The 24,766-nt window shown below is 64.1% G+C and carries 26 protein-coding genes; 9 read left to right on the top strand and 17 right to left on the bottom strand.

What is annotated here, in order from left to right; translation table 11 throughout:
• Positions 1 to 109: 109 nt before the first annotated feature.
• The 8 genes from istB (K369_RS08985) to K369_RS08955 all read right to left on the bottom strand — a co-directional run bounded on the left by istB (K369_RS08985) (position 110) and on the right by K369_RS08955 (position 6,759).
• Entirely contained in the window at positions 110 to 892 is a 783-nt protein-coding gene (gene istB / locus K369_RS08985) for an IS21-like element helper ATPase IstB (protein ID WP_036286363.1), read from the bottom strand.
• Positions 882 to 2,411 carry an IS21 family transposase gene (istA, locus tag K369_RS08980; RefSeq protein ID WP_156967678.1) on the bottom strand — a complete coding sequence of 510 codons (1,530 nt, stop codon included), beginning with the start codon at positions 2,409 to 2,411 and terminating at the stop codon, positions 882 to 884. The genes istB (K369_RS08985) and istA (K369_RS08980) overlap by 11 nt, the downstream gene beginning before the upstream one ends.
• A gap of 106 nt (positions 2,412 to 2,517) precedes the next feature.
• Positions 2,518 to 2,937 carry an ArsI/CadI family heavy metal resistance metalloenzyme gene (locus K369_RS08975; RefSeq protein WP_036290486.1) on the bottom strand — a complete coding sequence of 140 codons (420 nt, stop codon included), beginning with the start codon at positions 2,935 to 2,937 and terminating at the stop codon, positions 2,518 to 2,520.
• Complete coding sequence (locus tag K369_RS08970; protein WP_036290006.1) at positions 2,934 to 3,278, bottom strand: helix-turn-helix transcriptional regulator; 345 nt, start codon at positions 3,276 to 3,278, stop codon at positions 2,934 to 2,936. Before K369_RS08970 ends, K369_RS08975 begins: the two co-directional genes overlap by 4 nt.
• A gap of 98 nt (positions 3,279 to 3,376) precedes the next feature.
• Positions 3,377 to 3,526, bottom strand: a complete 150-nt coding sequence (locus K369_RS26395; protein WP_156967811.1) for a hypothetical protein — start codon at positions 3,524 to 3,526, stop codon at positions 3,377 to 3,379.
• 15 nt (positions 3,527 to 3,541) lie between these two features.
• Complete coding sequence (locus tag K369_RS27945) at positions 3,542 to 3,670, bottom strand: hypothetical protein (RefSeq protein WP_256380981.1); 129 nt, start codon at positions 3,668 to 3,670, stop codon at positions 3,542 to 3,544.
• Positions 3,671 to 3,693: 23 nt separating this feature from the next.
• Positions 3,694 to 4,527, bottom strand: coding sequence for a DJ-1/PfpI family protein (locus K369_RS08960; RefSeq protein WP_036290004.1), 834 nt, complete (start codon positions 4,525 to 4,527; stop codon positions 3,694 to 3,696).
• A gap of 9 nt (positions 4,528 to 4,536) precedes the next feature.
• Positions 4,537 to 6,759 (bottom strand): TonB-dependent siderophore receptor, encoded by a 2,223-nt coding sequence (locus K369_RS08955; protein ID WP_036290002.1) that lies wholly within the window; start codon positions 6,757 to 6,759, stop codon positions 4,537 to 4,539.
• A gap of 256 nt (positions 6,760 to 7,015) precedes the next feature.
• Here K369_RS08955 and K369_RS08950 point away from each other — a divergent pair, with 256 nt between their 5' ends.
• Positions 7,016 to 7,696, top strand: a complete 681-nt coding sequence (locus tag K369_RS08950; protein WP_036289999.1) for a response regulator transcription factor — start codon at positions 7,016 to 7,018, stop codon at positions 7,694 to 7,696.
• Positions 7,693 to 9,057 (top strand): cell wall metabolism sensor histidine kinase WalK, encoded by a 1,365-nt coding sequence (locus K369_RS08945; RefSeq protein ID WP_036289998.1) that lies wholly within the window; start codon positions 7,693 to 7,695, stop codon positions 9,055 to 9,057. Before K369_RS08950 ends, K369_RS08945 begins: the two co-directional genes overlap by 4 nt.
• 37 nt (positions 9,058 to 9,094) lie before the next feature.
• Here the strand turns inward: K369_RS08945 and K369_RS08940 are convergent, their stop codons facing one another.
• The 4 genes from K369_RS08940 to K369_RS08925 all read right to left on the bottom strand — a co-directional run bounded on the left by K369_RS08940 (position 9,095) and on the right by K369_RS08925 (position 12,392).
• The gene (locus K369_RS08940; protein ID WP_051949162.1) at positions 9,095 to 9,442 is read right to left on the bottom strand and encodes a hypothetical protein; all 348 of its coding nucleotides are present in this window, start codon (positions 9,440 to 9,442) and stop codon (positions 9,095 to 9,097) included.
• Between the two features lie 319 nt (positions 9,443 to 9,761).
• Positions 9,762 to 10,910 (bottom strand): methanobactin export MATE transporter MbnM, encoded by a 1,149-nt coding sequence (locus tag K369_RS08935; RefSeq protein ID WP_036289997.1) that lies wholly within the window; start codon positions 10,908 to 10,910, stop codon positions 9,762 to 9,764.
• On the bottom strand, positions 10,907 to 11,854 hold the full coding sequence (locus K369_RS08930; RefSeq protein ID WP_198033087.1) for an MbnP family copper-binding protein: 948 nt from the start codon (positions 11,852 to 11,854) through the stop codon (positions 10,907 to 10,909). Before K369_RS08930 ends, K369_RS08935 begins: the two co-directional genes overlap by 4 nt.
• A 193-nt stretch (positions 11,855 to 12,047) precedes the next feature.
• A complete protein-coding gene (locus K369_RS08925) occupies positions 12,048 to 12,392 on the bottom strand; it encodes a TonB-dependent receptor (protein ID WP_036289996.1) in 345 nt (114 codons plus the stop codon).
• Positions 12,393 to 12,602: 210 nt separating this feature from the next.
• On the opposite strand from K369_RS08925, the gene K369_RS08920 reads away from it, so the two are divergent.
• From K369_RS08920 to K369_RS08910, 3 genes are all read left to right on the top strand, one after another.
• Positions 12,603 to 13,469 carry a 4-(cytidine 5'-diphospho)-2-C-methyl-D-erythritol kinase gene (locus K369_RS08920; RefSeq protein ID WP_036289994.1) on the top strand — a complete coding sequence of 289 codons (867 nt, stop codon included), beginning with the start codon at positions 12,603 to 12,605 and terminating at the stop codon, positions 13,467 to 13,469.
• Positions 13,466 to 14,269 carry a 23S rRNA (guanosine(2251)-2'-O)-methyltransferase RlmB gene (gene rlmB, locus K369_RS08915; RefSeq protein WP_036289992.1) on the top strand — a complete coding sequence of 268 codons (804 nt, stop codon included), beginning with the start codon at positions 13,466 to 13,468 and terminating at the stop codon, positions 14,267 to 14,269. Before K369_RS08920 ends, rlmB begins: the two co-directional genes overlap by 4 nt.
• 78 nt (positions 14,270 to 14,347) lie before the next feature.
• Positions 14,348 to 14,650, top strand: a complete 303-nt coding sequence (locus K369_RS08910) for a hypothetical protein (protein ID WP_036289990.1) — start codon at positions 14,348 to 14,350, stop codon at positions 14,648 to 14,650.
• On the opposite strand, the gene K369_RS08905 is transcribed toward K369_RS08910, so the two are convergent.
• Positions 14,647 to 15,540, bottom strand: a complete 894-nt coding sequence (locus K369_RS08905; RefSeq protein ID WP_036289988.1) for a LysR substrate-binding domain-containing protein — start codon at positions 15,538 to 15,540, stop codon at positions 14,647 to 14,649. The two genes, K369_RS08910 and K369_RS08905, sit on opposite strands and share 4 nt — an antisense overlap.
• 196 nt (positions 15,541 to 15,736) lie before the next feature.
• Here K369_RS08905 and phnA point away from each other — a divergent pair, with 196 nt between their 5' ends.
• On the top strand, positions 15,737 to 16,954 hold the full coding sequence (phnA, locus tag K369_RS08900) for a phosphonoacetate hydrolase (RefSeq protein WP_036290477.1): 1,218 nt from the start codon (positions 15,737 to 15,739) through the stop codon (positions 16,952 to 16,954).
• Between the two features lie 45 nt (positions 16,955 to 16,999).
• On the top strand, positions 17,000 to 18,031 hold the full coding sequence (gene pstS, locus K369_RS08895; RefSeq protein WP_036289985.1) for a phosphate ABC transporter substrate-binding protein PstS: 1,032 nt from the start codon (positions 17,000 to 17,002) through the stop codon (positions 18,029 to 18,031).
• Between the two features lie 22 nt (positions 18,032 to 18,053).
• Here pstS and K369_RS08890 read toward each other — a convergent pair whose 3' ends face one another.
• From K369_RS08890 to istA (K369_RS08880), 3 genes are all read right to left on the bottom strand, one after another.
• Complete coding sequence (locus K369_RS08890; RefSeq protein ID WP_051949161.1) at positions 18,054 to 19,127, bottom strand: acyltransferase; 1,074 nt, start codon at positions 19,125 to 19,127, stop codon at positions 18,054 to 18,056.
• Positions 19,128 to 19,209: 82 nt separating this feature from the next.
• Positions 19,210 to 19,992, bottom strand: a complete 783-nt coding sequence (istB, locus tag K369_RS08885) for an IS21-like element helper ATPase IstB (protein ID WP_036286363.1) — start codon at positions 19,990 to 19,992, stop codon at positions 19,210 to 19,212.
• The gene (gene istA / locus K369_RS08880; protein ID WP_156967678.1) at positions 19,982 to 21,511 is read right to left on the bottom strand and encodes an IS21 family transposase; all 1,530 of its coding nucleotides are present in this window, start codon (positions 21,509 to 21,511) and stop codon (positions 19,982 to 19,984) included. Before istA (K369_RS08880) ends, istB (K369_RS08885) begins: the two co-directional genes overlap by 11 nt.
• Positions 21,512 to 21,561: 50 nt before the next feature.
• Between istA (K369_RS08880) and K369_RS08875 the strand changes: the two genes are divergently transcribed.
• Positions 21,562 to 22,740, top strand: a complete 1,179-nt coding sequence (locus K369_RS08875; RefSeq protein WP_036289982.1) for a hypothetical protein — start codon at positions 21,562 to 21,564, stop codon at positions 22,738 to 22,740.
• Between the two features lie 8 nt (positions 22,741 to 22,748).
• Entirely contained in the window at positions 22,749 to 22,943 is a 195-nt protein-coding gene (locus K369_RS28235; RefSeq protein WP_371033306.1) for a helix-turn-helix transcriptional regulator, read from the top strand.
• A gap of 22 nt (positions 22,944 to 22,965) precedes the next feature.
• Here K369_RS28235 and K369_RS08870 read toward each other — a convergent pair whose 3' ends face one another.
• Positions 22,966 to 24,720, bottom strand: coding sequence for a site-specific integrase (locus tag K369_RS08870; protein WP_036289979.1), 1,755 nt, complete (start codon positions 24,718 to 24,720; stop codon positions 22,966 to 22,968).
• Positions 24,721 to 24,766 lie beyond the last annotated feature (46 nt).

Raw genomic sequence — 24,766 nt, 5'->3', positions numbered from 1 at the left:
ACAAGAATCATGATTCACTCCACTGGCTGTAGATTTCCGTCGAGATTTGACCCGGGATTTCCATTGAGAAGTGACCCGGGTTGAAGATGGCTTGCGGCTCAGTCGGTCGTCAAGTTTTGGTCTTTTCCTTTGCAGGTTTGTCCGCCTTCGCCGAGCTGTCCTTGAACCGGAAGCTGTCGTTTCCAGTTTCGAGGATATGGCAGCGGTGAGTGAGGCGATCGAGCAGAGCCGTCGTCATCTTGGCGTCCCCGAAGACGGCGGCCCATTCGCCGAAGCTCAGATTCGTCGTGATGATGACGCTGGTTCGCTCGTAGAGCTTGCTCAGCAGATGGAACAGCAACGCCCCGCCGGAGCCGCTGAACGGCAGGTAGCCGAGCTCATCGAGGATGACGAGATCGGAATGAACGAGCCGCGCCGCGACTTGGCCCGACTTGCCTTGGTGCTTTTCGGCTTCGAGCGCGTTTACGAGCTCGACGGTGGAGAAGAACCGCACACGCTTTCTGTGATGCTCGATCGCCTGGACGCCGATCGCTGTCGCCAGATGCGTCTTGCCCGTGCCAGGTCCCCCGACCAGGACGGCGTTATGCGCATCCTCGAGGAACTCGCAGCGATGAAGCTGGCGCGCGAGCGCCTCGTTGACCTCACTGCTGGCGAAGTCGAAGCCGGCGAGATCGCGATAGTTCGGGAACCGCGCGGACTTGAGCTGGTAGGCGATCGATCTCACCTCCCGGTCGGCGGTTTCCGCCTTCAAGAGTTGCGACAGGATCGGCAGCGCGGCCTCGAAGGCCGGGGAGCCTTGCTCGGTCAGCTCGCTGACGGCTTGCGCCATGCCGTGCATTTTGAGACTGCGCAGCATGATGACGATGGCGCCGGCGGCGGGATTATGACGCATGGCGCGCCTCCCGACCCTTGCGCAGCGCGTCGTAACGCTCGACATTGGCCTGCGGCTCGGTGGTGAGCGTCAGCGCGTTGGGCGGTTTCACGGGCGGCGCGTCGACCGGCTTGCCGTCCACCAAGCGATGCAACAGGTTCAAGATGTGCGTCTTGGTCGGCGCGCCGGCCTCCAGCGCCAATTGGACGGCGGTCAGCACGGCCTGCTCGTCGTGCTGTAGGACCAGAGCCAAAATCTCGACCATCTCACGGTCGCCTCCCGGCTTCTCGAGCATGCGCTGTTGCAGCGTCCGTAAGGCGACCGGCAGTTCCGCGAAGGGCGCGCCATTGCGCAGCGCGCCCGGCTTGCGCTGGATGACGGAGAGATAATGCCGCCAGTCGTAGACCGTCACGCTCTTGTCGTCATGCGACCGGGCGAAGACGCGGGCGTGCTCGCACACGATCTGCCCCTCGGCGGCGACGACGACGCGCTCAGGGTAGACCCGCACGCTGACGGGGCGATTGGCGAATGAAGCCGGCACGCTGTAGCGATTGCGGTCCAGATGGATCAGGCACGTCGGCGTGACCCGCTTGGTGTGTTCGACGAAGCCGTCGAATGGCCGCGGAGGCTGCATCAGTTGCGGAACCTCCTCGCGCCAAGCCTCCGCGATCGTCCCCGGCTGCGCGCTGTGCGGAATCTCGGCCCACAGCTCGCGGCATCGCGCCTCCAGCCAGTCGTTGAGCGCCGCCAGCGACGGAAAGCTCGGGATTGGCTGCCAGAGGCGATGACGAGCATCCTGAACGTTCTTCTCGATTTGCCCCTTTTCCCAGCCGGAGGCCGGATTGCAGAATGCGGCCTCGAACAGGAAGTGGCTGACCATCGCGGCGAAGCGGGCGTTGACCTGGCGTTCTTTGCCACGCCCGATCTTGTCGATCGCGGTGCGCATGTTGTCGTAGACGCCTCGCCGGGGCACGCCGCCCAGCACGCGGAAGGCGTGGTTGTGGGCGTCGAAGAGCATCTCATGCGTCTGCTGCGGGTAGGCGCGAAGGAAGAACGCACGGCTGTAGGAGAGCTTGAACTGGGCGACCTGCAACTTCGTCCGCTCGCCCGCGATGATCGCCCAATCCTCCGACCAGTCGAACTGGAACGCCTCGCCGGGCAGAAACGTCAGCGGCACGAACGCGCCGCGCCCGCAGGTCTGCTGCTCCCGATGCCGCGCCGCCTTCCACTCGCGCGCGAACGCCGCCACGCGATTGTAGGAGCCGTCGTAGCCGAGGGCGACCAGATCCGCGTGCAACTGCTTGACCGTCCGCTTCTGCTTGCGCGATTTTGCGGCCTCCTGACGCAGCATGTGCGCCAGCTTGTCGGCGAACGGATCGAGCCGGCTCGGTCGATCGGGCGTGGCGAACCCCGGCTCCACGCTGTCCGAGCGCAGGTATTTGCGCACCGTATTGCGCGACAGCCCCGTGCGTCGCGCAATCTCCCGGATCGAAAACTCCTGCCGATATCGCCAGCGTCGGATGACGCTCAATAACTCCATGTCGATCACTCCAAGGTCCCCCACGACGGTCGAGGGGGAAAGGTTCGAACATGGGTCAGTTCTCGGTGGAAAAACTCGTGCTGCCTGGGTCAGCTCTCAGTGGAAATCAACAGCCAGCCTCGCCCTTCAGCGCGTCCAGCGCCGGATCGCCGCCATAAACGGGGCTTTCTCCCGTCGTGAGGAAGGTTTCCCACATCAGCCCTTGCGGATCGGCGATCCAGGATTTTTCCGATTTCGCATAGCAACAGGTGGTCGCGCCCTCTTCATAGACGCGTCCGCCGGCCTGCTTCAGGCGGCCATAAACGTCTTGCAGCTCATCCGTGGTTTCGACCTGAATGCCGAGATGCTCCAATCCGAGGCTCGACCCACCTCGCGCGGAAATGGCGAAATTCACGCGCGGATCGTCGAGCATCCATTTGGCGTAATCGGGCTTCTCGACTGTCGGCGCGGAGCCGAACAGCGTGCTGTAGAAATGGATGGATCGCGGCAGGTCCTCGACGGACACATGCAGATGCAGGCGCTTCATGGAACCCTCTCGGTCTGGCAGGTCGTATCGGCTTCGGTGACGCAGCAAGCGGCGGCGTCGCCCTTGCAGCAATTCTCCGTCAGATAGGCGAGCAGCGCGTTCATGACGGGATAGGCGGCCGAATAGATCAAGGAGCGGCCGTCTCGGCGGAAGGTCACGAGGTCGGCGTGCTTGAGCTGATTGAGGTGGAAAGACAGCGTGGTCGAAGGAAGCCCCAGCCGCTCGCTGATTTTTCCCGCAGGCAGCCCCTCGGGGCCGGCCTGCATCAGTAGCCGGAAGATATCGAGGCTGGATTCGTGCGCGAGCGCGACGAGGGCCGTGATGGCGGATATCTTTTCCATAATTCGAATATATTTGAACTATGGTGGGTGTCAAGGCCGAGCGGCCGCGGAATGGGTGCGACGAATTCGAGGCTCGGGAAACCTGCTACCGCGGCTCGTCATGCGGCGTTATTCACCGCCAGCTCCGTCGCCCCGTCCATTGTCGCAATATCGGCGAGACGGCTCTTCGGCGCCGCCCGGTCCAGCGTTTCGAACGGCAGATTGACGAAGGCGGTCAGCCGCGCGCCGAGGCGGCGATAGGCTTCCATGAAGGCGGCGCGCCTCTACGCTTCGTCGCCCCTCACTATCGCCGGGTCGGCGACGCCCCAATGCGCCAGCAGCGCGTTGCGCGGCCAGGGGCCGCAGCAGGGCTGCTCGCATATGTCGTCGCAGACGGTGATGACGAAATCCATGCGCGGCGCGTCGGGCCTCGACCTCAGAGCAGCTTCGATTTCGCGAAAGCGTCTCGGCCGACCTTGTCGGCGGAGAGCCGGAAGCCGGCGAGCATTTGCTCCATCATCGCTTTGACCGCCGCCGGAGCCCGCTCCGGCTGGCCGGCGTCGAAAGGCGGCTCCGGCGCATATTGCGCGATGAGCTGCACGCCCTCGGCGTAAGTGCGGTCGCGCAATTCGCCGACCAGAGCCAGGGCGAAATCGAGGCCCGCCGTCACGCCCTCCGCGGTGATGCGATTGCGATCACGCACGAAACGGCCGGGCGTCGGCGTCGCGCCGAAGATCGGCAGCAGCGGCTTCGTCGACCAGTGCGACGTCGCGCGATAGCCGTCGAGCAAGCCAGCGGCGCCGAGCAGAAGCGAGCCCGTGCAGACCGATGTGACATATTTCGCGCGCGCGCCGCGGCTTTTGATGAAGCGCAACGTCGCCTCGTCCTGCATGGCGGCGAGCGTGCCGGAGGCGCCGCCGGGCACGCAGAGAATATCGAGATCGACCGGCGCATCGACGAAGCTCGCATCCGGCGTAATCGTCAATCCCGTATCGCTGACGACCGGCGTCTTGCTCTTTGCGATCACGAAAGCCGTCGCGCCCATCAGCCCGGTGAGCATGTAATGCGGGCCGATCATGTCGAGCGCGGTGAACTCGGGATAGATCAGAAAGCCGATCTTCTCATTGCCGGACCACGAGGCCGGCATGTTCGACATATCGTGATCGGCCGTGACCTTCTGAGCCGCGCGCGCATCGAGCGCGCCGCCAGCGACGAGCGCGGTGAATGCGGCCAAGGCTTCGCCGAAACGGCGGCGATCGAGCGTGTCCAATGGACCCTCCTACATTTTGACGGAAACGGTGGCGAAGAATGTGCGTCCCTCCCCCGGCGCGACGCGCCCGGAGAGATAGGGATATTGGATGTAATAGCGCCGATCGCCGAGATTTTTGGCGGCGATCGAGAAGATGAAATTCTCGTGCTTGTAAGCGAGATCGGCGTCGAATGTGATGTAGCCCGGCGTCGTCCATGTGCGGCCGAGCTCGACGCGCGAGGATGAGGCGGCGTAGAAGCCGGCGCCGAAGGACCAGCCCTGCAGCTCGCCATCGAAGGCGTAATGGCCCCAGAAACGGCCGGAGTCGCTGGGCGTCCCGACGAGGCGCGCGTTCATATATTGCGTGTTCTCATCGCTGGTGACCTTGGCGTCGATATGGGCGTAGCTGCCGAGGAAAGAGAGATTTGGCGTCGGCTGCCAGACGAGGTCGGCCTCGAATCCATGCGAGTTCTGCTCGCCGGTCTGCCTCTGAGTGAGGGAGCCGGACACGGCTGTCGGAACATTGGTGCGCGTGAGATCGAAATAAGCCAGCGTGCCCGAGAGGCCGAACGGACCGTCGAGCTTCACGCCGCCTTCGAGCTGTCGCGATCCTTCGGGTTTGGGCGGCGCATTATTGGCGCCCGCGAAATAGCTGACCCCGCGCAAGCCTTCAGAATAGCTCCCATAGACGGAGAGCCAGTCGGTCACATCATAGGTCGCGCCGACGCGCGGCAGCACGCGCGTCGCGCTCGCGTCATAGTGGGTCGGCGGCGTGACCGCATTTTCAGTGAAGTGGATATCGACCGTGGCGACGCGCAGAGCGCCGAGGAAATGCAAGCGATCGAAGATCGTCGACTGCAATTGGACGCTCGCTCCGGCGTTCTGATAGCTATTGGCGATCTTCGTGAACACCACCGTGTCCGCCGCTCCTTCGACCGGCAACCGAAAGGCCGGAAAATAGGGCGCGCGAAAGTCGATCAGCTGCGGGAATCCGAAGAAGGGATCGGCGCCTGTCGCATTATTGCCCGCCATGATTCCGTGATCGACGACGCGATTGAAATCGCCGCCCACGAGCAGACGATTGCGGGTCGGGCCATAGTCGAATTTCGCGACGAAATTGGAGCTGATCGAGAATTCGGTCAGCTTCTGATCGAGAATGTCGTTCGCCACATAGAATTGCGATGGGCCGCCATAGACGCCGTAGGGACCAAAGTCGTACGTGGTCGGCTCATTGCCGAAGAGGAGCTGCGACGGCTCGTGAATTTTCGTGACCGAGTAGCGCGCCGTGGTGAAAGTGGAGAATGTATCGTCGAAGGCGTGATCGAAGCGCGCCGTCACCGACTGCGATTCCGTGGAGGTGACGGGAAGGCCAGGGTTGGCGAGGAAGGCCGTGCGGCGAATGGAATAGAATGAGCGATCGACAGAGCCGACCGCCGGCAAGCCGGGATAATCCTGCTGCTCGCGCCGCGCGATATGGCCTTGCAGCGTGAGCGAGGTTCCCGCGTTATTGGTGATGGTCAGCGTCGGATCGAGCGTGTAGCTCTGGCGGCGGATCGTGTCGACAATCGATTGCGATGTCTCGAACTGGCCGGCGAAGCGGAACAGCAGCGTCTTCGATTCATTGAGCGGCTGATTGATGTCGAGATAAGGACTGCCGAAGCGATAGCCGCCGGCGCGCACGCCCACTTCCGCGAACCGATCCGGTGTGGGGAGCTTCGACACGATGTTGACCACGCCTCCGATCGGGCTCGACCCGCCTTGGAACAATATATTGGCGGGACCCTTCAAAACCTCGACCCGCTCGACATTGACGAGCAGATCGCGCTCGCCGAGCGAGCCATAATTCGGCAATCCGTCGATGTAGCGCTCCGCGTCCATTCCGCGCAGCTTGACGCCGAGCCCGCCGGGAAAGCGCGGATCGAGCGGCGTGAGGCCGGAGATGTTGTGGAAGAGCTCGGACTGCGAGATGGCGTTTTGATCGTCGATCAGCTTGCGCGGGACGACGACAACGGAAAGCGGCAGCTCCTTCAGCGGCGTGGCCATGCGCGCGATGCGCGCGGTCAGCGCCTGATAGCCGCGCACCGGTCCCGCGGTGGTGTGCTCGACATCCGTGGCGGTCTTTGCGGCGGCAGGGCGGCGCTCATCCGCAGCGATGGAGATGGGCGGCAGCGCCTCTTGCGCGGCGGCGCCGGGCAGGCCGGCCACGACGAGGGCGAGCGCGCTGACCGATCGCAGGGAAAAACGACGATTCATTTGTGGCCTCCTTATCGCCGCTCTCTCGACGGCGTGGATGTCGTAGCGTCCGACAGGGGAGCGAGGCCCGCCAGCCTCCAACCCTCTGAGCAGCGCTCTAAGGGCGCCACTTAACCCGAATGTAACGTGAGCGCCGCCTCCATGGCTTTTCGTGGACTGTGGCGCCGACGCAACAGTCACGTTCACGTCCGCTTGCCACCGCCGCAATTGGCCGTGATAATCATTGCTCCCGATTGACGCGAGGCGGCGCCGGAAGATGCGGGTTCTGATGGTGGAGGACGAGCCGGAGATGGCGAAGCTCGTCGCGGGGAAGCTCGCGCGATCGGGCTTCGTCGCCGATCGCGTCGGCTCGCTGGACGAGACGATGGAGGCGCTGCGGCAGCACAAATATTCGCTGGTGCTGCTCGACCGTCGTCTTCCGGACGGCGACGCGATCTCCATATTGCCGGAGATTCGTCGCGCGCAGCCATCGATCCGCATCGTGATGCTGACCGCGCGCAACGCCGTCGAGGATCGGATCGAAGGGCTCGACGCCGGCGCCGATGATTATGTGACCAAGCCCTTCGACGCCAATGAGCTGATCGCACGCGTGCGCGCCTGCCTGCGGCGGCCGGGCGGCGAGGCGACGCCGCCGATCGCGATCGGCAAGATCGTCTTTCATCCCGATACGCGCGACATCAGCGTCGATGGCGCGCTGGTTCTGTTTCATAAGCGCGAGCGCGCTCTGCTGGACACTCTGCTGCTCAACACCGGGCGCGCCGTGCTGCGCGATCGGCTGCTCGCGGAAATCTACGGTTTTGCGGACGATGTGCAAGCAACCGCGCTCAGCATGCTGGTTTCGCGCCTGCGACGCCGGCTGCTCGATCTCGACGCGGGCGTCGAGATCCACACGGCGCGCGACGTCGGCTATCTGCTGACGGAGCGCAAAAAGAAATGAGAAGCCCCTCGCTGCTCACGCGCTTCGTCATCGGCATCACCGCGATCGAGCTGCTCACCTATTTTCTCATCTGGCCGGTCACGGCGATCCTCGCCACTTATATGGGGCTCGCAGTGACCGACTCCGTCAATTATTGGGCGGAGTTTCGGGCCATCGAGGTGGTCGACGCGGCGCTGGTGAAAGACGCGGACGGCTCCGCCCATATAGAGGCGACGCCAGCGCTGCGCGCCTATCAGGCTCGCAATCCCAATTTCCGTTTCGCGATCATCGACAGCCGCAACGGCGCCGCGCTCGCCGGCTCATCGGAGGCGCTCGCGCGCGTTTTGCCGAGCGGCGGCGGAATCATCGCCATCCGCAATTATTTCCGGCTTCCGAATGATCCCGACCCCGACGCGCGCGGCGTCTTACGGGAGGCCAAGCCGCCCTATCGGGTGGCGATCTATGGCTACACGCTGCATTGGGACGATCTCGGCGCCGTGATGCGCATGCTGGCGGATAGGACGCAGATCATTCCTTTCCTGCCCTTCGTCGTGTCGGCCATTCTCATCTCCTGGCTGGTGACGCGCTTCGGGCTCACGCCGCTCTACAAAGCGAAGGAGCAGCTCGCGGGCATCGATTTCAAATCGGTCGATCAGCGCATAGACGGCTCCAAGGCGCCCAAGGAGATCGCGCCGTTTCTCGGCGCGCTCAACGCCGCTCTGGCGCGGCTCGAGGACGGCGCCAAGCAGCAGCGGCGCTTCACGGCCAACGCCGCGCATGAGCTGCTCACGCCGATCGCGATTCTGCGCGCGCGTCTCGATGCGCCGAGCGAGCCGGGCTTTCTCGGCGATCTCGCCCGCGACATTCGGCGCATGCAGTCCATCGTCGAGCAATTGCTGGTTCTCGCCCGTGGGGCGGAGCGTGGAGATCTCCTCGCCGAGGACATAGATCTCGGCGCGCTCGCCCGCCATATGATCGCCGATTATCTGCCATTGATCGTCGACAATGGGCGGGCGATCGCCTTCGATCCCCCGGCGACGCCGGTGATCGTGCGCGCCAATCGGCAAGCGCTCGAATGCATGCTGTCCAATCTCATCAATAACGCCCTGCGCGCGGAACCCGTCGGCGGAACCATCGAGCTTCGCGTGCGCGCCGGCGCCAGCCTGGAGGTCGCCGACCATGGCGAAGGGGTCGCGGCGAGCGAGCGGGAACTGGTCTTCGAGCCCTTCTGGCGCAGGACCGAGACGACGCGCGGAGCCGGCCTCGGCCTCTCCATCGTCAAGGAGCTCTCGGAAAAGCAAGGCGGCAGCGTCTTTGTCATCGAGACGCCGGGCGGCGGCGCGACATTCGGCCTCGCGCTGCCGGATCGCGGAGCGTCATGACGCGAAATGCGCGGTTGCGAAAGTCCGCTGACGAACATCACGAGGATGCGGCGACATGCGCTCGCGCGCGGCGGCGTCGATAATCGGCGACCGCACGCGCGATCGGATGCCGTCCGAATGCGAGTTCGGCGATCGGCGCCACGAAGATCGCGGGAGCGGCGCCGCCGCCGACCTCGATTTGGCACATGAGGCCGAAGGCGTCGCCGGCGTCGAAAACATTGGTCACCGTGCATCGCCGGTCCGAGCCGCGACGCCGCGCGGCCGCGATCGACAGAGCCAGCGATCGTCCTCGCGGATGCGCCATGAGAGGCAAGCAGGGTCGAAGCGCATCGATCAGGCCGCGAGCATCGGCGGCGCGCGCCGGGTCGACGTCGTTAGAATCCATATCTCGAGCAATATTGGTCATGTCGAAATCTGCTTGCATGAATGTCGCTATGGACGTTTCGGTGAATGCGACGACGCTTCCGGCAGTTGGACGCGGCGCTCGACGAGCAATCTCTCATCGTTCTCCGAGACGAGCTTCCTCGCCGCCGGAGCTTGCGCCCTGCTCTACCGCCTCGCACGCCAATGAACAAGGAATATATAATAAAAATAACTTCAGACAAGCAAAATACATAACGACGCCATCTATAATTTCTATGCGTATAGAAGCGATACGCTCACAATGCATACAACAGAATAGGTAATATTGCTCGTCTGTGTGGCTATTTCCCCGCGGCCTGCGTCTTCCACGGATCGGCGAAGCGCGGCGAGGTGAGCAGCGTCTCGTCGGTCAACGCCTTCAGAAACGCCAGCAGATCGGCCTTCTCCTGCGGCGTCAGATCGACCTTCACGATCAGCGGGCTCTTCAACGGACTGGCCGCGCCGTCGCCGGCGTTTGGGCCGCTCGCGATCTTCCGCCCGCCGCGCGCATAGATATCGATGACCTCCTCGAGCGTCGCGACCGTTCCGTCATGCATATAGGGGCCTGTCACCGCTATGTTGCGCAGTCCCGGCGCGCGGAACTTGCCCATATCGTCCGGATCTTGCGTAATGTCGTAGAGGCCGTGATTGGGCTCTGGATAGGCGCCCTTTCCGTTGATGTCGTAGAGCCCGGTGTTGTGGAACGGCGTCTCCGCCTCGCGCGTCTTGGCGTGCACGAATTGATCGTCGAGATTGACGCTGCCATGGCAGTGATGACATTCCGCCTTCTCGCCGAAATAGAGATCATGCCCACGCTGCTCCGCCTCGGTCAGCTTGATCTTGCCTTGCAGATATTGATCATAACGGCTGTCGAAGGAAACAACGCCGCGCTGGAAAGCCGAGATCGCCTTGATGATCGTCTCGAAGGAGATCTGCTCGGCCGGCTTCTTCTCCGGAAAAGCGGCGGCGAACCATTTCTTATAGTCCACGTCATTACGGAAGCGCGCGACGATCTCCGCCTTATTGGCGTCATTGACGCCCATCTCGATCGGCCGCTCGCCATAGAGCGGATTTTCCATCTGGCGCTCGAGCGTCACCAGCGCCGGATTGGCCCAGGTGAGCGTCGCATGCCAGCCGGAATTGACGATCGACGGCGCATTGCGCGGCGTCTTCTCGCCCGTGGAGCCGACGCTGACGACGCGCCCGTCGGTGAAGGCGCGCTCCTGCAAATGACAGGAGGAGCAGGAGACGGTCGCATTGCCGGAAACGCGCTTGTCGAAGAACAAGCGCCGCCCGAGCTGAAACTTCTCCTCCGACATGGGATTGTCGGCAGGCACGCGCGGCGGCGGAACATATTTGGGAAGCTCCCATTTCCATTCCGTCGGCTCTGCCGTCGCGGCGCAAGCCGTCGCGACGGTGAGCGTCAATCCGAAGAGCGCCGCCCGCCTCATTGCTTGGCGCCCACGACTTTCGCCGGCGTCGTCGCGCCGGCCTTGAAAATCGGCGAGACGCCGGGCTTGGTCTGCTTGCCGGCGTCGCCGGCGCCCGCCGCGCTGTCGCCGAGATTGAGGCCGAGCGCGGCGAAAATGGCAGAACATTCGGGATCGTCGAGCGCGCTCATGCAGCCGACCGCCCCACCCTTGTCGGCGGCGATGTCGGAGCTTTCGAGCAGACGACTCAAATCGAGCTCGACGCGCTGCGTCCTGGGATCGAAGCGATCGAGCGCCGCAGTGAAGCGGTTCTCATGCGCGCAAGCGACGATCTCGCCGGTCGCCGGATTGCCCTTGCAGGCGGTGGAGCCGATATGCACCATCCACGTCCGCGCCTTGGAGCCGTCGGCCTTGACGACAGGCGTCGCCGGATCGAACTCGAAAGTCACGAAGCGGCGGCCGGCCTGCCAGTTCCACGCCATGCCGACCACATCGAGCGGCGCGGGCGCGGTCTCGACATTGGAATGATTGATCGAAACGGGCTTGCCGTCGATGATCGTCTCCACTGGGGCGCCGACCGAGAATTCGAGGCCCACATAGGCGCCCGCCGGCGCTTTGCCGACGATCGTCGTGTTCTTGGCCGGATTGCCCGGCGTGCACGGATTATTGCCGCCGCGCGCATCTTTGAAATCGAGCAGAGCGACGTCGCCATATTGCCATTCGCTCTGCTCCAGCGCCACCGGCGTGCGCTTGCCCTTGGCGTCGATCAGCTTGAAGCCATACACGTAGAGGCGCGCTTCATGGAGCTTGGCGGACAGATGGCCCGTCCCCAGATTGGCGAGCGGCGCGCCGCAGCCGACCTCCTTGCCGTCGTCCATCAGCACGAAGGAGATGGACACCGGCTTCGTCTCGCTGGAGGCGGCGAGAACCGGCCCGGAAACGCCGCAAAAATAGCCGGCCCCCATGGCCGCAAATCCGAGGTTTCGTAAAATCCGCATCTCGACTTCCTCCGCTTTTCGGCCGGGCGTCCCGCCCGCCGCAAAAATTCTCGAGGGCCTCGCCTGTTTCATAGGACGCGCGAGGACGCGAAAAAGGAACGTCGAGACGAAAGATTTTTTGCGGCGAGCGCCAAATCTTCCGTCCCGCGACGCACGCCGATCAGAATTCCACGCGCAGCGAGCCCACGAAGGTACGCGGCGTCCCGGTCTGGATCGTCGTCCTGTTGCTCGATGTCGGATAATAGATCGTATCGGTGATGTTCCTGCAGTTGAGCTGCGCTGTGACCGTCAAGTCTTCGATCTTGGTCGTATAAGCGATCATGCCGTTGAGCAGCGCATAGCCTGGCAGGATGAAGCTGTTGGCGTTGTCGCCGAGCGAGCTTTCGACGACGGTGACGCCGCCGTAGTTGCGCGGGCTCGCGAGCAGCTTCGCGCCGGCGACAGCGAGCTGCGTCGTGCTGAGCGTCAGCGGATTAAAAGCTTCGCCATGCCGAAAAGGTCCCATGATCGGCGAACGGCCGTCAAAAGCCGCGCAACGAGGATCGCTTCGGAGAACATCGTCTCCATCGAGCTGGCGGGGGCGCGGCCGAATTTCGGCCGCATCGGCGGTCTAGCTGGAGGTCGGCGCGTTCTTGACAGGTCCGGCGCGGGCGGCGCATCTGTCGCCCGCTTCCGGCGCGCCCGGACCGTTCCACAGGCCGAGACACCGGAATTCATGCTCGCGACGCGCGCCCCCGCCAAGATCAATCTGACGCTTCACATTCTCGGCCGCCGCGCCGACGGCTATCACGAGCTCGAGAGCCTCGTGGCCTTCTCCGGCGGCGGCGACGGCCTGCGTCTCGAGCCCGGCGAAGCGCTGTCGTTGACCGTTGACGGCCCCACCGCCGCCGCCGCGGGCTCGGACGCCGATAATCTGGTCCTGCGCGCCGCCCAGCGTCTCGCCGAGCGCGTCCCCGGCCTGCGTCTGGGCGCCTTTCATCTCACCAAATATCTGCCGGTCGCGGCCGGCATAGGCGGCGGCTCCTCCGACGCCGCGGCGGCGCTGCGCCTGCTCGCCCGCGCCAATGGCCTTTCCGCCGACGATCCGCGCCTGCTGGAGGCCGCCCGCGCCACCGGCTCCGACGTGCCCGTCTGCCTTTGCCCTCGCGCCCGCTACATGCTCGGCCGCGGCGAGACCATCGGCGCGCCGCTCGGCCTGCCGCCGCTGCCCGCTTTGCTCATCAATCCCGGCGCGCCGGTTGAGACGCGCGGCGTCTTCGCCCGCCTCGGCCTCGCCCCGGGCGAAACGACCGGCGCGGCTCCGCATCCCGAGATCGCGGCGGCGCTCGGCGCGGAGGGGATAGCGGCCGCGCTGCGCCGCGGCCGCAACGACATGGAGGACGCCGCCTGCGTCGAGGCGCCGGTCATCGTCGATGCGCTCGCCGTGCTGTCTGCCGCCAAAGGCTGCCGGCTCGCGCGAATGTCCGGCTCCGGCGCGACCTGCTTCGCGCTTTTCTCCACCCGTCAGGCGGCCGCCCGCGCCGCGGCGGTGATCCGCCGCCAGCATGCGGACTGGTGGGTGAAAACGGCGGTGCTGAGATGAGCCGCCCGCCCGCCGGCAACGACCGCGGCCGCCGCCCGCCGCCACCGCGCCATGCTCCCAAGGAGGAGACGCCCTTCCGCCGGCCGGGGGCGGATGTCGTCGTGCTCTATGGCGCCCATGCGGTGCGCGAGGCGCTCGTCGCCGGACGGCGCAAATTGCTGGCGCTCTATGCGACGGAGAACGCCGCCGAGCGCATCGCGCCGCTCGCCGCCGCCGCCGGCCTCACGCCGAAGATCGTGGACCCGCGCGCGCTGTCGCAGCGGCTCGGCGAGGAGAGCGTCCATCAAGGGCTGATGCTGGAGGCGCGCCCGCTGCCGGAGGCGGAGATCGCCGACATAGAGCCAAAGAGCGGCCTCGTCCTCGTGCTCGATCAAGTGACCGACCCGCATAATGTCGGCGCGATTCTGCGCACGGCGGCGGCCTTCGCCGTCGATGCGCTGATCGTGACCGAGCGCCACAGCCCGGATTTCACCGGCGTGCTCGCCAAGGCCGCCTCGGGCGCCCTCGAGCATGTGACGATCGTCTCCGTCGTCAATCTCGCCCGCGCGCTCGAACAATTGGCGGAGCGCGATTTTCTGATCGTCGGCCTCGATTCGGAAGGTCCGCAGCCGCTGGAGGCGAGCCCGCTGCGCAAGCCGCTGGCGCTGGTGCTGGGCGCGGAAGGCAAGGGCCTGCGCCGTCTGACGCGCGAGCGCTGCGATATACTCGCGCGGCTCGACATGCCGGGGCGGATCAAGAGCCTCAATGTCTCCAACGCCTGCGCAGCCGCTCTGATGGCGCTGCGCCTTCGCCTCGGCTGAGGCGAAACGCCTGCGCTTGCCGCGCGGCCTGCCGGTTCGATGTAAGGGCCGGACCGAATTCGCGAAGGAGGAGACACCATGCGCAAGCTCGCGCTCTTTTCGACGAGCCTCTTTCTGATCCTCGGCGGCGCGGCCATCGCCGAGCAGCAGATGACGCAGCGCGGCCGCACCTCCGGCCCCGCCGTCGGACAAAATGTGACGCCGAGCACGGTGACGCAGAAATCCGTGGAAGGACGCTCGAGCTTCATAGACGAGAACGAAGGCTTCGCCCTGGATGCGAGCGCCCTCGCCGCCGGCGCGCCGGGCGTCGAAGGCAAGCCGGGCGCGCAGAGCGGCCCTGCCCCGCGCGGCCGCGGCGCGACCTCCAAATTCGTGTATTAGCCGCCACGCGCCACGGCGCTGGCGGCTTCGGCGAGCCACTGCACGAAACGCTTCGCCGTCGGATAGCTCTCCGATTGCGGATCGATGAAGGCGACATGGCGCGGACCGGGCGCGACGATTTGCGGGAAAGGCGCCGCGAGCGGTCCATCCGTCGCTTGTCCCGCTGTCAGCTCGATCGGCCCGACAGCGACGCCCTGCCCGTTGAGAACCGCCATCAGCGCCGTGTGAAAATGGCCGAAACGACGCACGCGCCATTTTTGCAGGGGCGGCAGGCGCGCAGCCTCGAGCCATCGCTCGGTCTCGCCCGGCCGCGTGTCGCTGACGGCGAATGTCTCGCCGAGGAGAGCGGCGACGCCCTGCGCGGCGAGCGTCTCCGCTCGGCGACGGGTCGTCAGCAGAGTGAGCGTCTCTTGCATTACGGAAGAGGACTCCCAATTGCCGATCTGCTCGGAGCCGCGCATGATCGCGACATCGAAAAACGCGAGAGCGGGATCTTCTCCAGTCTGACGCGTCTGCACATGCACATCGATATCGGGATGCAGCGCGTAGAATTGCTCGAGCCGCGGCACCAGCCAATGCATCGCGAAAGTCGCATGGGCGAAGACTTTGAGACGCCTGCGCGCCGTCGCGACGCGTCCCATGGCCGCATCCATGCGCTCGAAGCCATCGGTGATGACGGCGACGAATTCGCGCGTTTCGTCGAGCGGCCGCAAACGTCCGCGATCACGCTCGAACAATGCGCGCCCGAGCCATTCCTCGAGCGCGGCGATCTGCCGGCTCACCGCGCCATGCGTGACGCCGAGTTCTCTGGCGGCGTTGGAGACGCCGTCGAGCCGCACCACGGCCTCGAGCGTCTGCAGCATTTTCAGCGGTAGCGGCTTGCGCGCCATCTCGTGTCACCCACTGTCTCATTGGCCGTATCATGCGATGAACATCCTGCGGATGTGACGCTTTTGTGAAGCATATCGGCTCCGCTCACAGGCTCTGTGAGATTTATTCGTTTCGAGATGACATGCCCGCCTGATAGATGAACCAGCGCCGAAGCGAAGTCGCCGATGATGCGACGAGAGAATGCGGGGCGCGAATATGACATCGAAGATCACCATCAACGGAAGGCGCTACGCCGCGCCCTCCGAGCCGACCGTCGTCGTCTGCATCGACGGATGCGAGCAAGACTATATCAATCAGGCGATCCGCGCCGGCGTCGCGCCTTTCTTCGCCGGCCTCGGCGAGCGCGGCGCCGTGCTCACGGCCGATTGCGTGATGCCCTCCTTCACCAATCCCAATAATATCTCCATCGTGACCGGCGCGCCGCCCAGCGTCCACGGCATTTGCGGCAATTACTTCTTCGATCCCGAGCAAGGCGTCGAAGTTCTGATGAACGACGCGAAATATCTTCGCGCGCCGACGATACTCGCCGAATTCTCCAAGGCCGGACGCAAGGTCGCTACGGTGACGGCGAAGGACAAGCTCAGCGCTCTGCTCGGCTGCGGGCTCGAGGGCGTGCGCTTTTCCGCCGAGAAGGCCAATGAGGCGACGCTCGCGCAAAACGGCGTCGACGATCTTCTGGCCAAGATCGGCCTGCCGCTTCCCGCCGTCTATAGCGCGGAATTGTCGGAATTCGTTCTCGCCGCCGGCGTCTGGCTGATGAAGACGATGCGGCCGGATGTCATGTATCTCTCGACGACGGATTATGTGCAGCACAAGCACGCGCCGGGAACGCCCGTCGCCAACGCCTTCTATGCGATGCTCGACAAATATCTCACGCAGCTCGACGCGATGGGCGCCGTCATCGGAATCACCGCCGATCACGGCATGAACGCCAAGACGGATTCGATCGGGCATCCCAATATTCTCTTCCTGCAAGACATATTGGACGCGCGTTTCGGCGCCGGGACATGCCGCGTGATCCTGCCGATCACCGATCCTTATGTCGTGCATCACGGCGCGCTCGGCTCCTATGCGACCGTCTCGGCGCCCGCCTCTATTCTCGACGAGGCGACGCAATGCGTCGCCACGCTCGAAGGCGTCGATCATGTGCTCGACAATCGCACCGCCTGCGCGCGCTTCGAATTGCCCAATGATCGCGTCGGCGATCTCGTCGTGCTGGCAAAACGTCTCTTCGCGCTCGGAACATCCGTGAAGAGCCACGACCTCAGCGGATTGACCGCGCCGCTGCGCTCGCATGGCGGTCTCTCGGAGCAGCAGGTTCCGCTGCTCATCAATCGTCCCGTCAGACGCGACAGCAATGCGCGCCTGCGGAATTTCGACGCTTTCGCGCTCGCGCTCAACCGCGCGATCTGACGCGCGCGACATTCACGATCTTCTCTCGCAACAGGACGAACGACCATGCGTAACGCCTGCAGCATTTTCATCATTTCGATCGCCGCCATCTCCTCTCTCGACGCCGCGCGCGCCGAGACGTCGCTCTCTGGAACGGGCTCCGCATTCGCCGCGCCCATCTACACGCGCTGGGCGCAGGAGGCGAAGCCGAGCGTCGGCGTGCAAGTGAATTATCAGGCGACCGGCTCCGGCGTCGGCCAAAAGCAGGCCGCGGCGGGAACCGTCGATTTCGGCGCCTCCGATGTCGCCATGGAAGCAAAGCGCATAGAGGAAGCCGATCTTCTGCAATTTCCGACCGTCGTCGGCGGCCTCGACATCATCGTCAACATTCCCGGCGTCGGCGCCAATGCGCTGAAGCTCGACGGGCCGGTCATCGCCGATATCTATCTCGGCGCCATCACACGCTGGAACGATCCGCGCATCGTCGCGCTCAATCATGGTCTCGCGCTTCCCGATCTGCTGATCATTCCGATCCATCATTCCAACGCCTCTGGAACGACCTTCGCGCTGTCGCGCTTTCTCTCCAAGGTGAGTGAGGCGTGGAAGACCCGCATGGGCGTCGGCATGACGCTCGAATGGCCCGGCGGCGTCGGCGTGCACGGCAGCGCCGGCACGTCGGGCGAGGTCCCTCGCACGATGGGCTCGATCGGCTATGCCGAGAATTCCTATGTGACGACCAATCATCTCGCGCCGGCCAAGCTGCTCAACCGCGCCGGCAAATATGTCGCGCCCAATGAAGAGAGCTTCGCCGCCGCGGCGGCCAATGCGGATTGGGCGGCCGCTGATAATTTCGCCGTCGATCTCACCAATATGCCGGGCGAGAAAAGCTGGCCGCTGGTGACGGCGACCTTCGTGCTGGCGCCGAAAGCTCCGGCCAAGGCGGAGCGGACGGCCGCTCTGCTGAAATTTTTCGATTGGGCTTTCGCTCATGGCGACAAAGCGGCGAAAGCCCTGCAATATGTTCCGCTGCCCCATGCGGTGAAGGATCAGATAAGAGCCGCCTGGCGTCAGAAAATGGCGTTCCGCGCCAAGGATTGATCGCCGGCTCGCGCGCTCGACTTCAGAGCGGCCGCCAGCGCATGAGTCCTCGCATCCAGCCACGCGCCACATTTGTGCGGCGCTCGAACAGGAACCAGACGCAAGTCGCATAGAGCAGCGCGACGAGCATCAGCGCGGCCATTCGCAAGAGGACGGCGACGCCCGGCTGGCTCTGGCCGGGCGCCAGCAGCCAGAACCACAGCATCAGCAGCAGTGGAAAATGCACGGCGTAGAGCGTGTAGGAAATTTCCGAGAGCCCCTGCGCCGCGCCGCCATAGAGCCCGCCGAAAGACCGAAAGGCCGCGAGATCGCGCAGCCAGAAGGCGATGGCGCAGCCGAGAATCACGTCGCCGAGAATATTGCGCCACGCATGGGCGACGCCGATCGCCGCCACGGTGGCGAGCGCGCCGCCGATGGCGCGCGCCGGCGACGGGCGCGCCGGATGATCCGCGGCCAACGCGCCGGCGAGCCATGGCAGGCCGAGCAGCGCGATCTCCGCCGGCAGGAGCGCCAGAGTCAGCAGGCCCGCGCTGGCGCAGAGGCCCCGAACGAGCGGCGCGCGATGGAAGAAAGCGAAGGCGAGCAGCGGGAAGGCGAGATAATACCAGGCCTCATTGGCGAGGCTCCACAGCGGCCGGTTGGAGCCGAAGACGGGCGTCTCGATCGTCTGCAGAAAAAATACATTTCCCAGCAGCGTCACGAGCGAATGATTCGCCGGCTCGGCGGGCGTCGGCCCGCTCGGCAGCGTCGTCGCGAGCGCGCCCTGATAGGCCCCGGCTGGGCCGAGCGCCGCGCCGGCGAAGTCCCAGAGCGCGGTGAGCGCCAGCGCGGGAATCAGCACGGTCCACAGCCGCGAGAGCCGCGCGGCGCCGTAATCCGCCCAGGAGAAGCGCCCCGCGCGCATCGCCGCGAGAGTGGAGCCGCCGACGAGAAAGCCGCTGAGCGCGAAAAAGGCGATCACGCATTCATGGCCGAGACCGCCGAGCGTGAAGAGAAATTTGTCGAGGAGCCCATGCCGCGCCGCCTCGGCGTAAGGAACGACGAGCAGCGCCCGCAGATGGCTGACCACCACGCCGAGCGCACAGAGTCCGCGCAGTGTAGATTTCCGTCGAGATTTGACCCGGGATTTCCATTGAGAAGTGACCCGGGTTGAAGATGGCTTGCGGCTCAGTCGGTCGTCAAGTTTTGGTCTTTTCCTTTGCAGGTTTGTCCGCCTTCGCCGAGCTGTCCTTGAACCGGAAGCTGTCGTTTCCAGTTTCGAGGATATGGCAGCGGTGAGTGAGGCGATCGAGCAGAGCCGTCGTCATCTTGGCGTCCCCGAAGACGGCGGCCCATTCGCCGAAGCTCAGATTCGTCGTGATGATGACGCTGGTTCGCTCGTAGAGCTTGCTCAGCAGATGGAACAGCAACGCCCCGCCGGAGCCGCTGAACGGCAGGTAGCCGAGCTCATCGAGGATGACGAGATCGGAATGAACGAGCCGCGCCGCGACTTGGCCCGACTTGCCTTGGTGCTTTTCGGCTTCGAGCGCGTTTACGAGCTCGACGGTGGAGAAGAACCGCACACGCTTTCTGTGATGCTCGATCGCCTGGACGCCGATCGCTGTCGCCAGATGCGTCTTGCCCGTGCCAGGTCCCCCGACCAGGACGGCGTTATGCGCATCCTCGAGGAACTCGCAGCGATGAAGCTGGCGCGCGAGCGCCTCGTTGACCTCACTGCTGGCGAAGTCGAAGCCGGCGAGATCGCGATAGTTCGGGAACCGCGCGGACTTGAGCTGGTAGGCGATCGATCTCACCTCCCGGTCGGCGGTTTCCGCCTTCAAGAGTTGCGACAGGATCGGCAGCGCGGCCTCGAAGGCCGGGGAGCCTTGCTCGGTCAGCTCGCTGACGGCTTGCGCCATGCCGTGCATTTTGAGACTGCGCAGCATGATGACGATGGCGCCGGCGGCGGGATTATGACGCATGGCGCGCCTCCCGACCCTTGCGCAGCGCGTCGTAACGCTCGACATTGGCCTGCGGCTCGGTGGTGAGCGTCAGCGCGTTGGGCGGTTTCACGGGCGGCGCGTCGACCGGCTTGCCGTCCACCAAGCGATGCAACAGGTTCAAGATGTGCGTCTTGGTCGGCGCGCCGGCCTCCAGCGCCAATTGGACGGCGGTCAGCACGGCCTGCTCGTCGTGCTGTAGGACCAGAGCCAAAATCTCGACCATCTCACGGTCGCCTCCCGGCTTCTCGAGCATGCGCTGTTGCAGCGTCCGTAAGGCGACCGGCAGTTCCGCGAAGGGCGCGCCATTGCGCAGCGCGCCCGGCTTGCGCTGGATGACGGAGAGATAATGCCGCCAGTCGTAGACCGTCACGCTCTTGTCGTCATGCGACCGGGCGAAGACGCGGGCGTGCTCGCACACGATCTGCCCCTCGGCGGCGACGACGACGCGCTCAGGGTAGACCCGCACGCTGACGGGGCGATTGGCGAATGAAGCCGGCACGCTGTAGCGATTGCGGTCCAGATGGATCAGGCACGTCGGCGTGACCCGCTTGGTGTGTTCGACGAAGCCGTCGAATGGCCGCGGAGGCTGCATCAGTTGCGGAACCTCCTCGCGCCAAGCCTCCGCGATCGTCCCCGGCTGCGCGCTGTGCGGAATCTCGGCCCACAGCTCGCGGCATCGCGCCTCCAGCCAGTCGTTGAGCGCCGCCAGCGACGGAAAGCTCGGGATTGGCTGCCAGAGGCGATGACGAGCATCCTGAACGTTCTTCTCGATTTGCCCCTTTTCCCAGCCGGAGGCCGGATTGCAGAATGCGGCCTCGAACAGGAAGTGGCTGACCATCGCGGCGAAGCGGGCGTTGACCTGGCGTTCTTTGCCACGCCCGATCTTGTCGATCGCGGTGCGCATGTTGTCGTAGACGCCTCGCCGGGGCACGCCGCCCAGCACGCGGAAGGCGTGGTTGTGGGCGTCGAAGAGCATCTCATGCGTCTGCTGCGGGTAGGCGCGAAGGAAGAACGCACGGCTGTAGGAGAGCTTGAACTGGGCGACCTGCAACTTCGTCCGCTCGCCCGCGATGATCGCCCAATCCTCCGACCAGTCGAACTGGAACGCCTCGCCGGGCAGAAACGTCAGCGGCACGAACGCGCCGCGCCCGCAGGTCTGCTGCTCCCGATGCCGCGCCGCCTTCCACTCGCGCGCGAACGCCGCCACGCGATTGTAGGAGCCGTCGTAGCCGAGGGCGACCAGATCCGCGTGCAACTGCTTGACCGTCCGCTTCTGCTTGCGCGATTTTGCGGCCTCCTGACGCAGCATGTGCGCCAGCTTGTCGGCGAACGGATCGAGCCGGCTCGGTCGATCGGGCGTGGCGAACCCCGGCTCCACGCTGTCCGAGCGCAGGTATTTGCGCACCGTATTGCGCGACAGCCCCGTGCGTCGCGCAATCTCCCGGATCGAAAACTCCTGCCGATATCGCCAGCGTCGGATGACGCTCAATAACTCCATGTCGATCACTCCAAGGTCCCCCACGACGGTCGAGGGGGAAAGGTTCGAACATGGGTCAGTTCTCGGTGGAAAAACTCGTGCTGCCTGGGTCAGCTCTCAGTGGAAATCAACATATGGCTGTTCGGGAGGCCAAGCGGATGAAGCTGCGGAAACGACCGACGCTCGACCGCTGCATCGCCGTCGCAGGCAAGTTGAACCTATACGGGCCGATTGACGAGCTGTCACGAATACGAGCACGCGGTAAGCCTTCCGGTGGGATCAGGGTCACGCACCTGTTCGGCATCGAACACAGGACAGCTCAACGGATGGTGAAGCGAGCCCTATCGCCAACCGTGATCCTGGAGCCGTTCCAGTTCACTCATAAGGGAACACATGTGGCGATTGCAGCAGTCTCCGAGGCTCTCGCCTCCGGCTTCCGCTATTACGCTCATTTAGATGTGCGCGAGTTCTTCCCAAGCTTCGAGCTGGAGATGCTCGCGCCAGAATTACCGCTTCCGAAAGAAGTGGTTCAACGGGTCGTCGTAGGACGACATTTGGCAACGGTGTTGGACAAGGTAGAAGGTAAAGGTAGCCACCACACTCCCCTTCCTCACCCCCACACACTACATAGCCTTACACACGAAGCCCGCCGGGGTCTTCCCCTCGGGTCGATCTGCTCTCCCATCGTCGGCGTCAACGCAGTATCGCATCTTGATTGGGTTCCGATCAAGACAGCAAAGCTGTTCAATTACGCAGACAACTTCCTTGTCGTCGCCACGAATAAGCTGCGACTAGAGAAGCGTGTGGAGAAGCTGGTTGGCTCCGTGGCGGAGATGCCTGGCGGGTCCTTCAAATTGAAGTTGATCTCGGAAGGGCTCGCCACCGAAGGAATCGAATTCTTGGGCCACATGATGAGCACGACCGTCGGTGGCGCTGTCCAGGTGCGCCTCAGCGAGGGGGCCAAGAACGTGTTTTACAAGAGGCTCACCGAATGGGAGCAGATACTCAGCGTCAAGGGCTATCTCGCGGGACATCACGACAAGCAAAAGTGCATCGAAGTTGTCGCTGAGATGCTTTCTTTCATTGCAGGTTGGCGCGAAGCGTTCAAGGCGTGCGACGACGTCGATCGGTGGGTGCTCCTCGCCAGGGACGCAATCACGCAGCACTGCAAGAAGCTGCATTTGACCTACGATGAAGTTGCTCAGGGCGTAGTAGCCATGCCTTCAGCGCAGATCATACCCTACTCTTGATTGGTCCAGTGGAGACGCATGTGAACGGCGAAATCTTGTTCCTCACGCGACGGCAGGCCGCCGACTATCTCAGACTCAGCATAGCGACCCTTGCCCGTTGGGCGTCACAGGGGATCGGTCCCGTCTATTACAAGCACGCCGGGCGGACCCGATACCTTCGATCGGATCTGGACGCCTATCTTGCTGAATGCAGAAGGGGCTGAAGTGCACTTGCCTGGAGTAGGATCACGGCGCAATCCAGAGGTGCGATAAGTCGAGACCCGGAAAGGCGATCTGGTCGATATACGCCTTTTGAATATCGGGGTTCGACCGTGTCCCGTAGTTGTCGCTGGTAAGCGTGCCCTGGCTCCATGCGCCAAGGGCTAACAAGGTGTCTGGTGGGGCTTCGATGGCGCGGAGCGCATCTCGGAACGTGTGCCGGAAGCTGTAGAAGCTCTGGCGCGGCTTTAGCTTGATCGCTTTGGGCAAGAACGTCTCTCGGAACCGCTTCAGTGGGTAAGATGAAAAGTACCCGGCCTCATCAGCCTTTAGTGCAGAAAAGAGCCGAGTTGCGCCGGCCTCTCGCTGCTCCTCGACATATTGGAGCAGACCGATCCTGATGAGCTGCGGGTGGATCGGAATTTTGCGACGGCTTGTCGCGGTCTTCAATCTCTTAGCCCCCGTTGCACGGGACTGGCGATCCTCCTCATCGTCATCGTCCGAGGCGACAACGATGTCGAAATACCAAGCGCCCTTGTCCGTCTGGCGAATGTCCCGCAGTTCAAGTTGGCAAATTTCGTTCGGCCGCGCCCCTGTGAAAAGGTCGATGAGGGGCAACCAGAACCGCCAACCTGTCTTGTCGTGCTTGTACGGGATTGGGCCGCTCTCGGCACATCGCCTGTAGTAGTCGCAATTGAAGAACTCGATGAGTTGCGCGGGCTCAAAGGGGAGCTTCTTATTCTCCGGGGCGATCGCGTCTCGCCTGAGCGGGGCCAATCCTTCCGCAGGGTTGCTCGGGATCAACCGCTTCTTAACGGCAAGATCAAGAATGTCGGTGAGCGTGCGCAGATAGCCTTGCTGCGTGATCGCGCTCAGAAGCGGACGCTCGTCGGCGGCGGCGCGCTCGATGACCTGATCCAACGGCAGATCGCCATAAATCTTCACTCGGTTCGACGGCATCTGCGCCACGATGGCGCGCGCATTCTGGCACGCGTCGAAATTGACGTCGTGCAGCGACGTGTCAGGGCCGATGATCTCCCGGACGAGTGCGACGAACGCCGTGACCTTGTCGATGAACTTCTTCCCGACATTGTTGGCAGTCGCCTCGGCAAGGCGAAGTTTCAGGAATTGATCCGCAAGCTCGCCGAACGTCGTCTGCTTGGGGCTCTGCGGATTGAAGAGCTGGTCGAAAAAGACGTGTTGGTGATCGTCATCCAGGCGGGCGAGCTTCCGCCTGTCGATCTCCAGGAGCGCCCGGCGCACGAGTTCCGCGAAGGCGGCATAGGGGAGCGCGACATCAACGCCGTTCTGTCCTGCAGCGGCGACGATCCGCTCTCCGACGCCCGTCACACGTTCCTGACCGCGCGGATCGTCGGCGCTCACGAGCATCCCGATGCCGATCTCGACGTCGACCCGCATCTCGGCCTTTTGCTCTTCGCTCTCGGGCGGGTCGGCGGCGTAGCGGTCCTGGAACTGCTCATCCATGCGATCCACATATTGGCGGACCAGCTCGACAAGCTGGCGCTTCGAGATCGCGTGGGGATGAGCCGGGGCGGTCGCCGGTAATGCGGTTTGTGGGGCGAGCAACACCTCGAACTGAGCCGACCATTTCACGTCCTCCAGCTCGCGGCGCTTCTTTGCCTCCGCCTTCTTGGACGTGTCGAGCGAGTATTGGATCACGGCCTTACCGACGGCCTTGACGAGCGCCTTGGGGACGCGCCGGCGGTAATACCAAACGCCCTTGCGGTTCACGAGGTGATGGGTATCGGACACCTTCTCCATGCCCCTCTGTGTATCACAGAAGTGTATCACCAGGGCAGAGCAAGTG

Source organism: Methylosinus sp. PW1 (genome assembly GCF_000745215.1).
Taxonomy (GTDB): domain Bacteria; phylum Pseudomonadota; class Alphaproteobacteria; order Rhizobiales; family Beijerinckiaceae; genus Methylosinus.
Note: the sequence above shows the minus strand (reverse complement) of the source record. Positions and strands in the feature narration are given on the sequence as shown.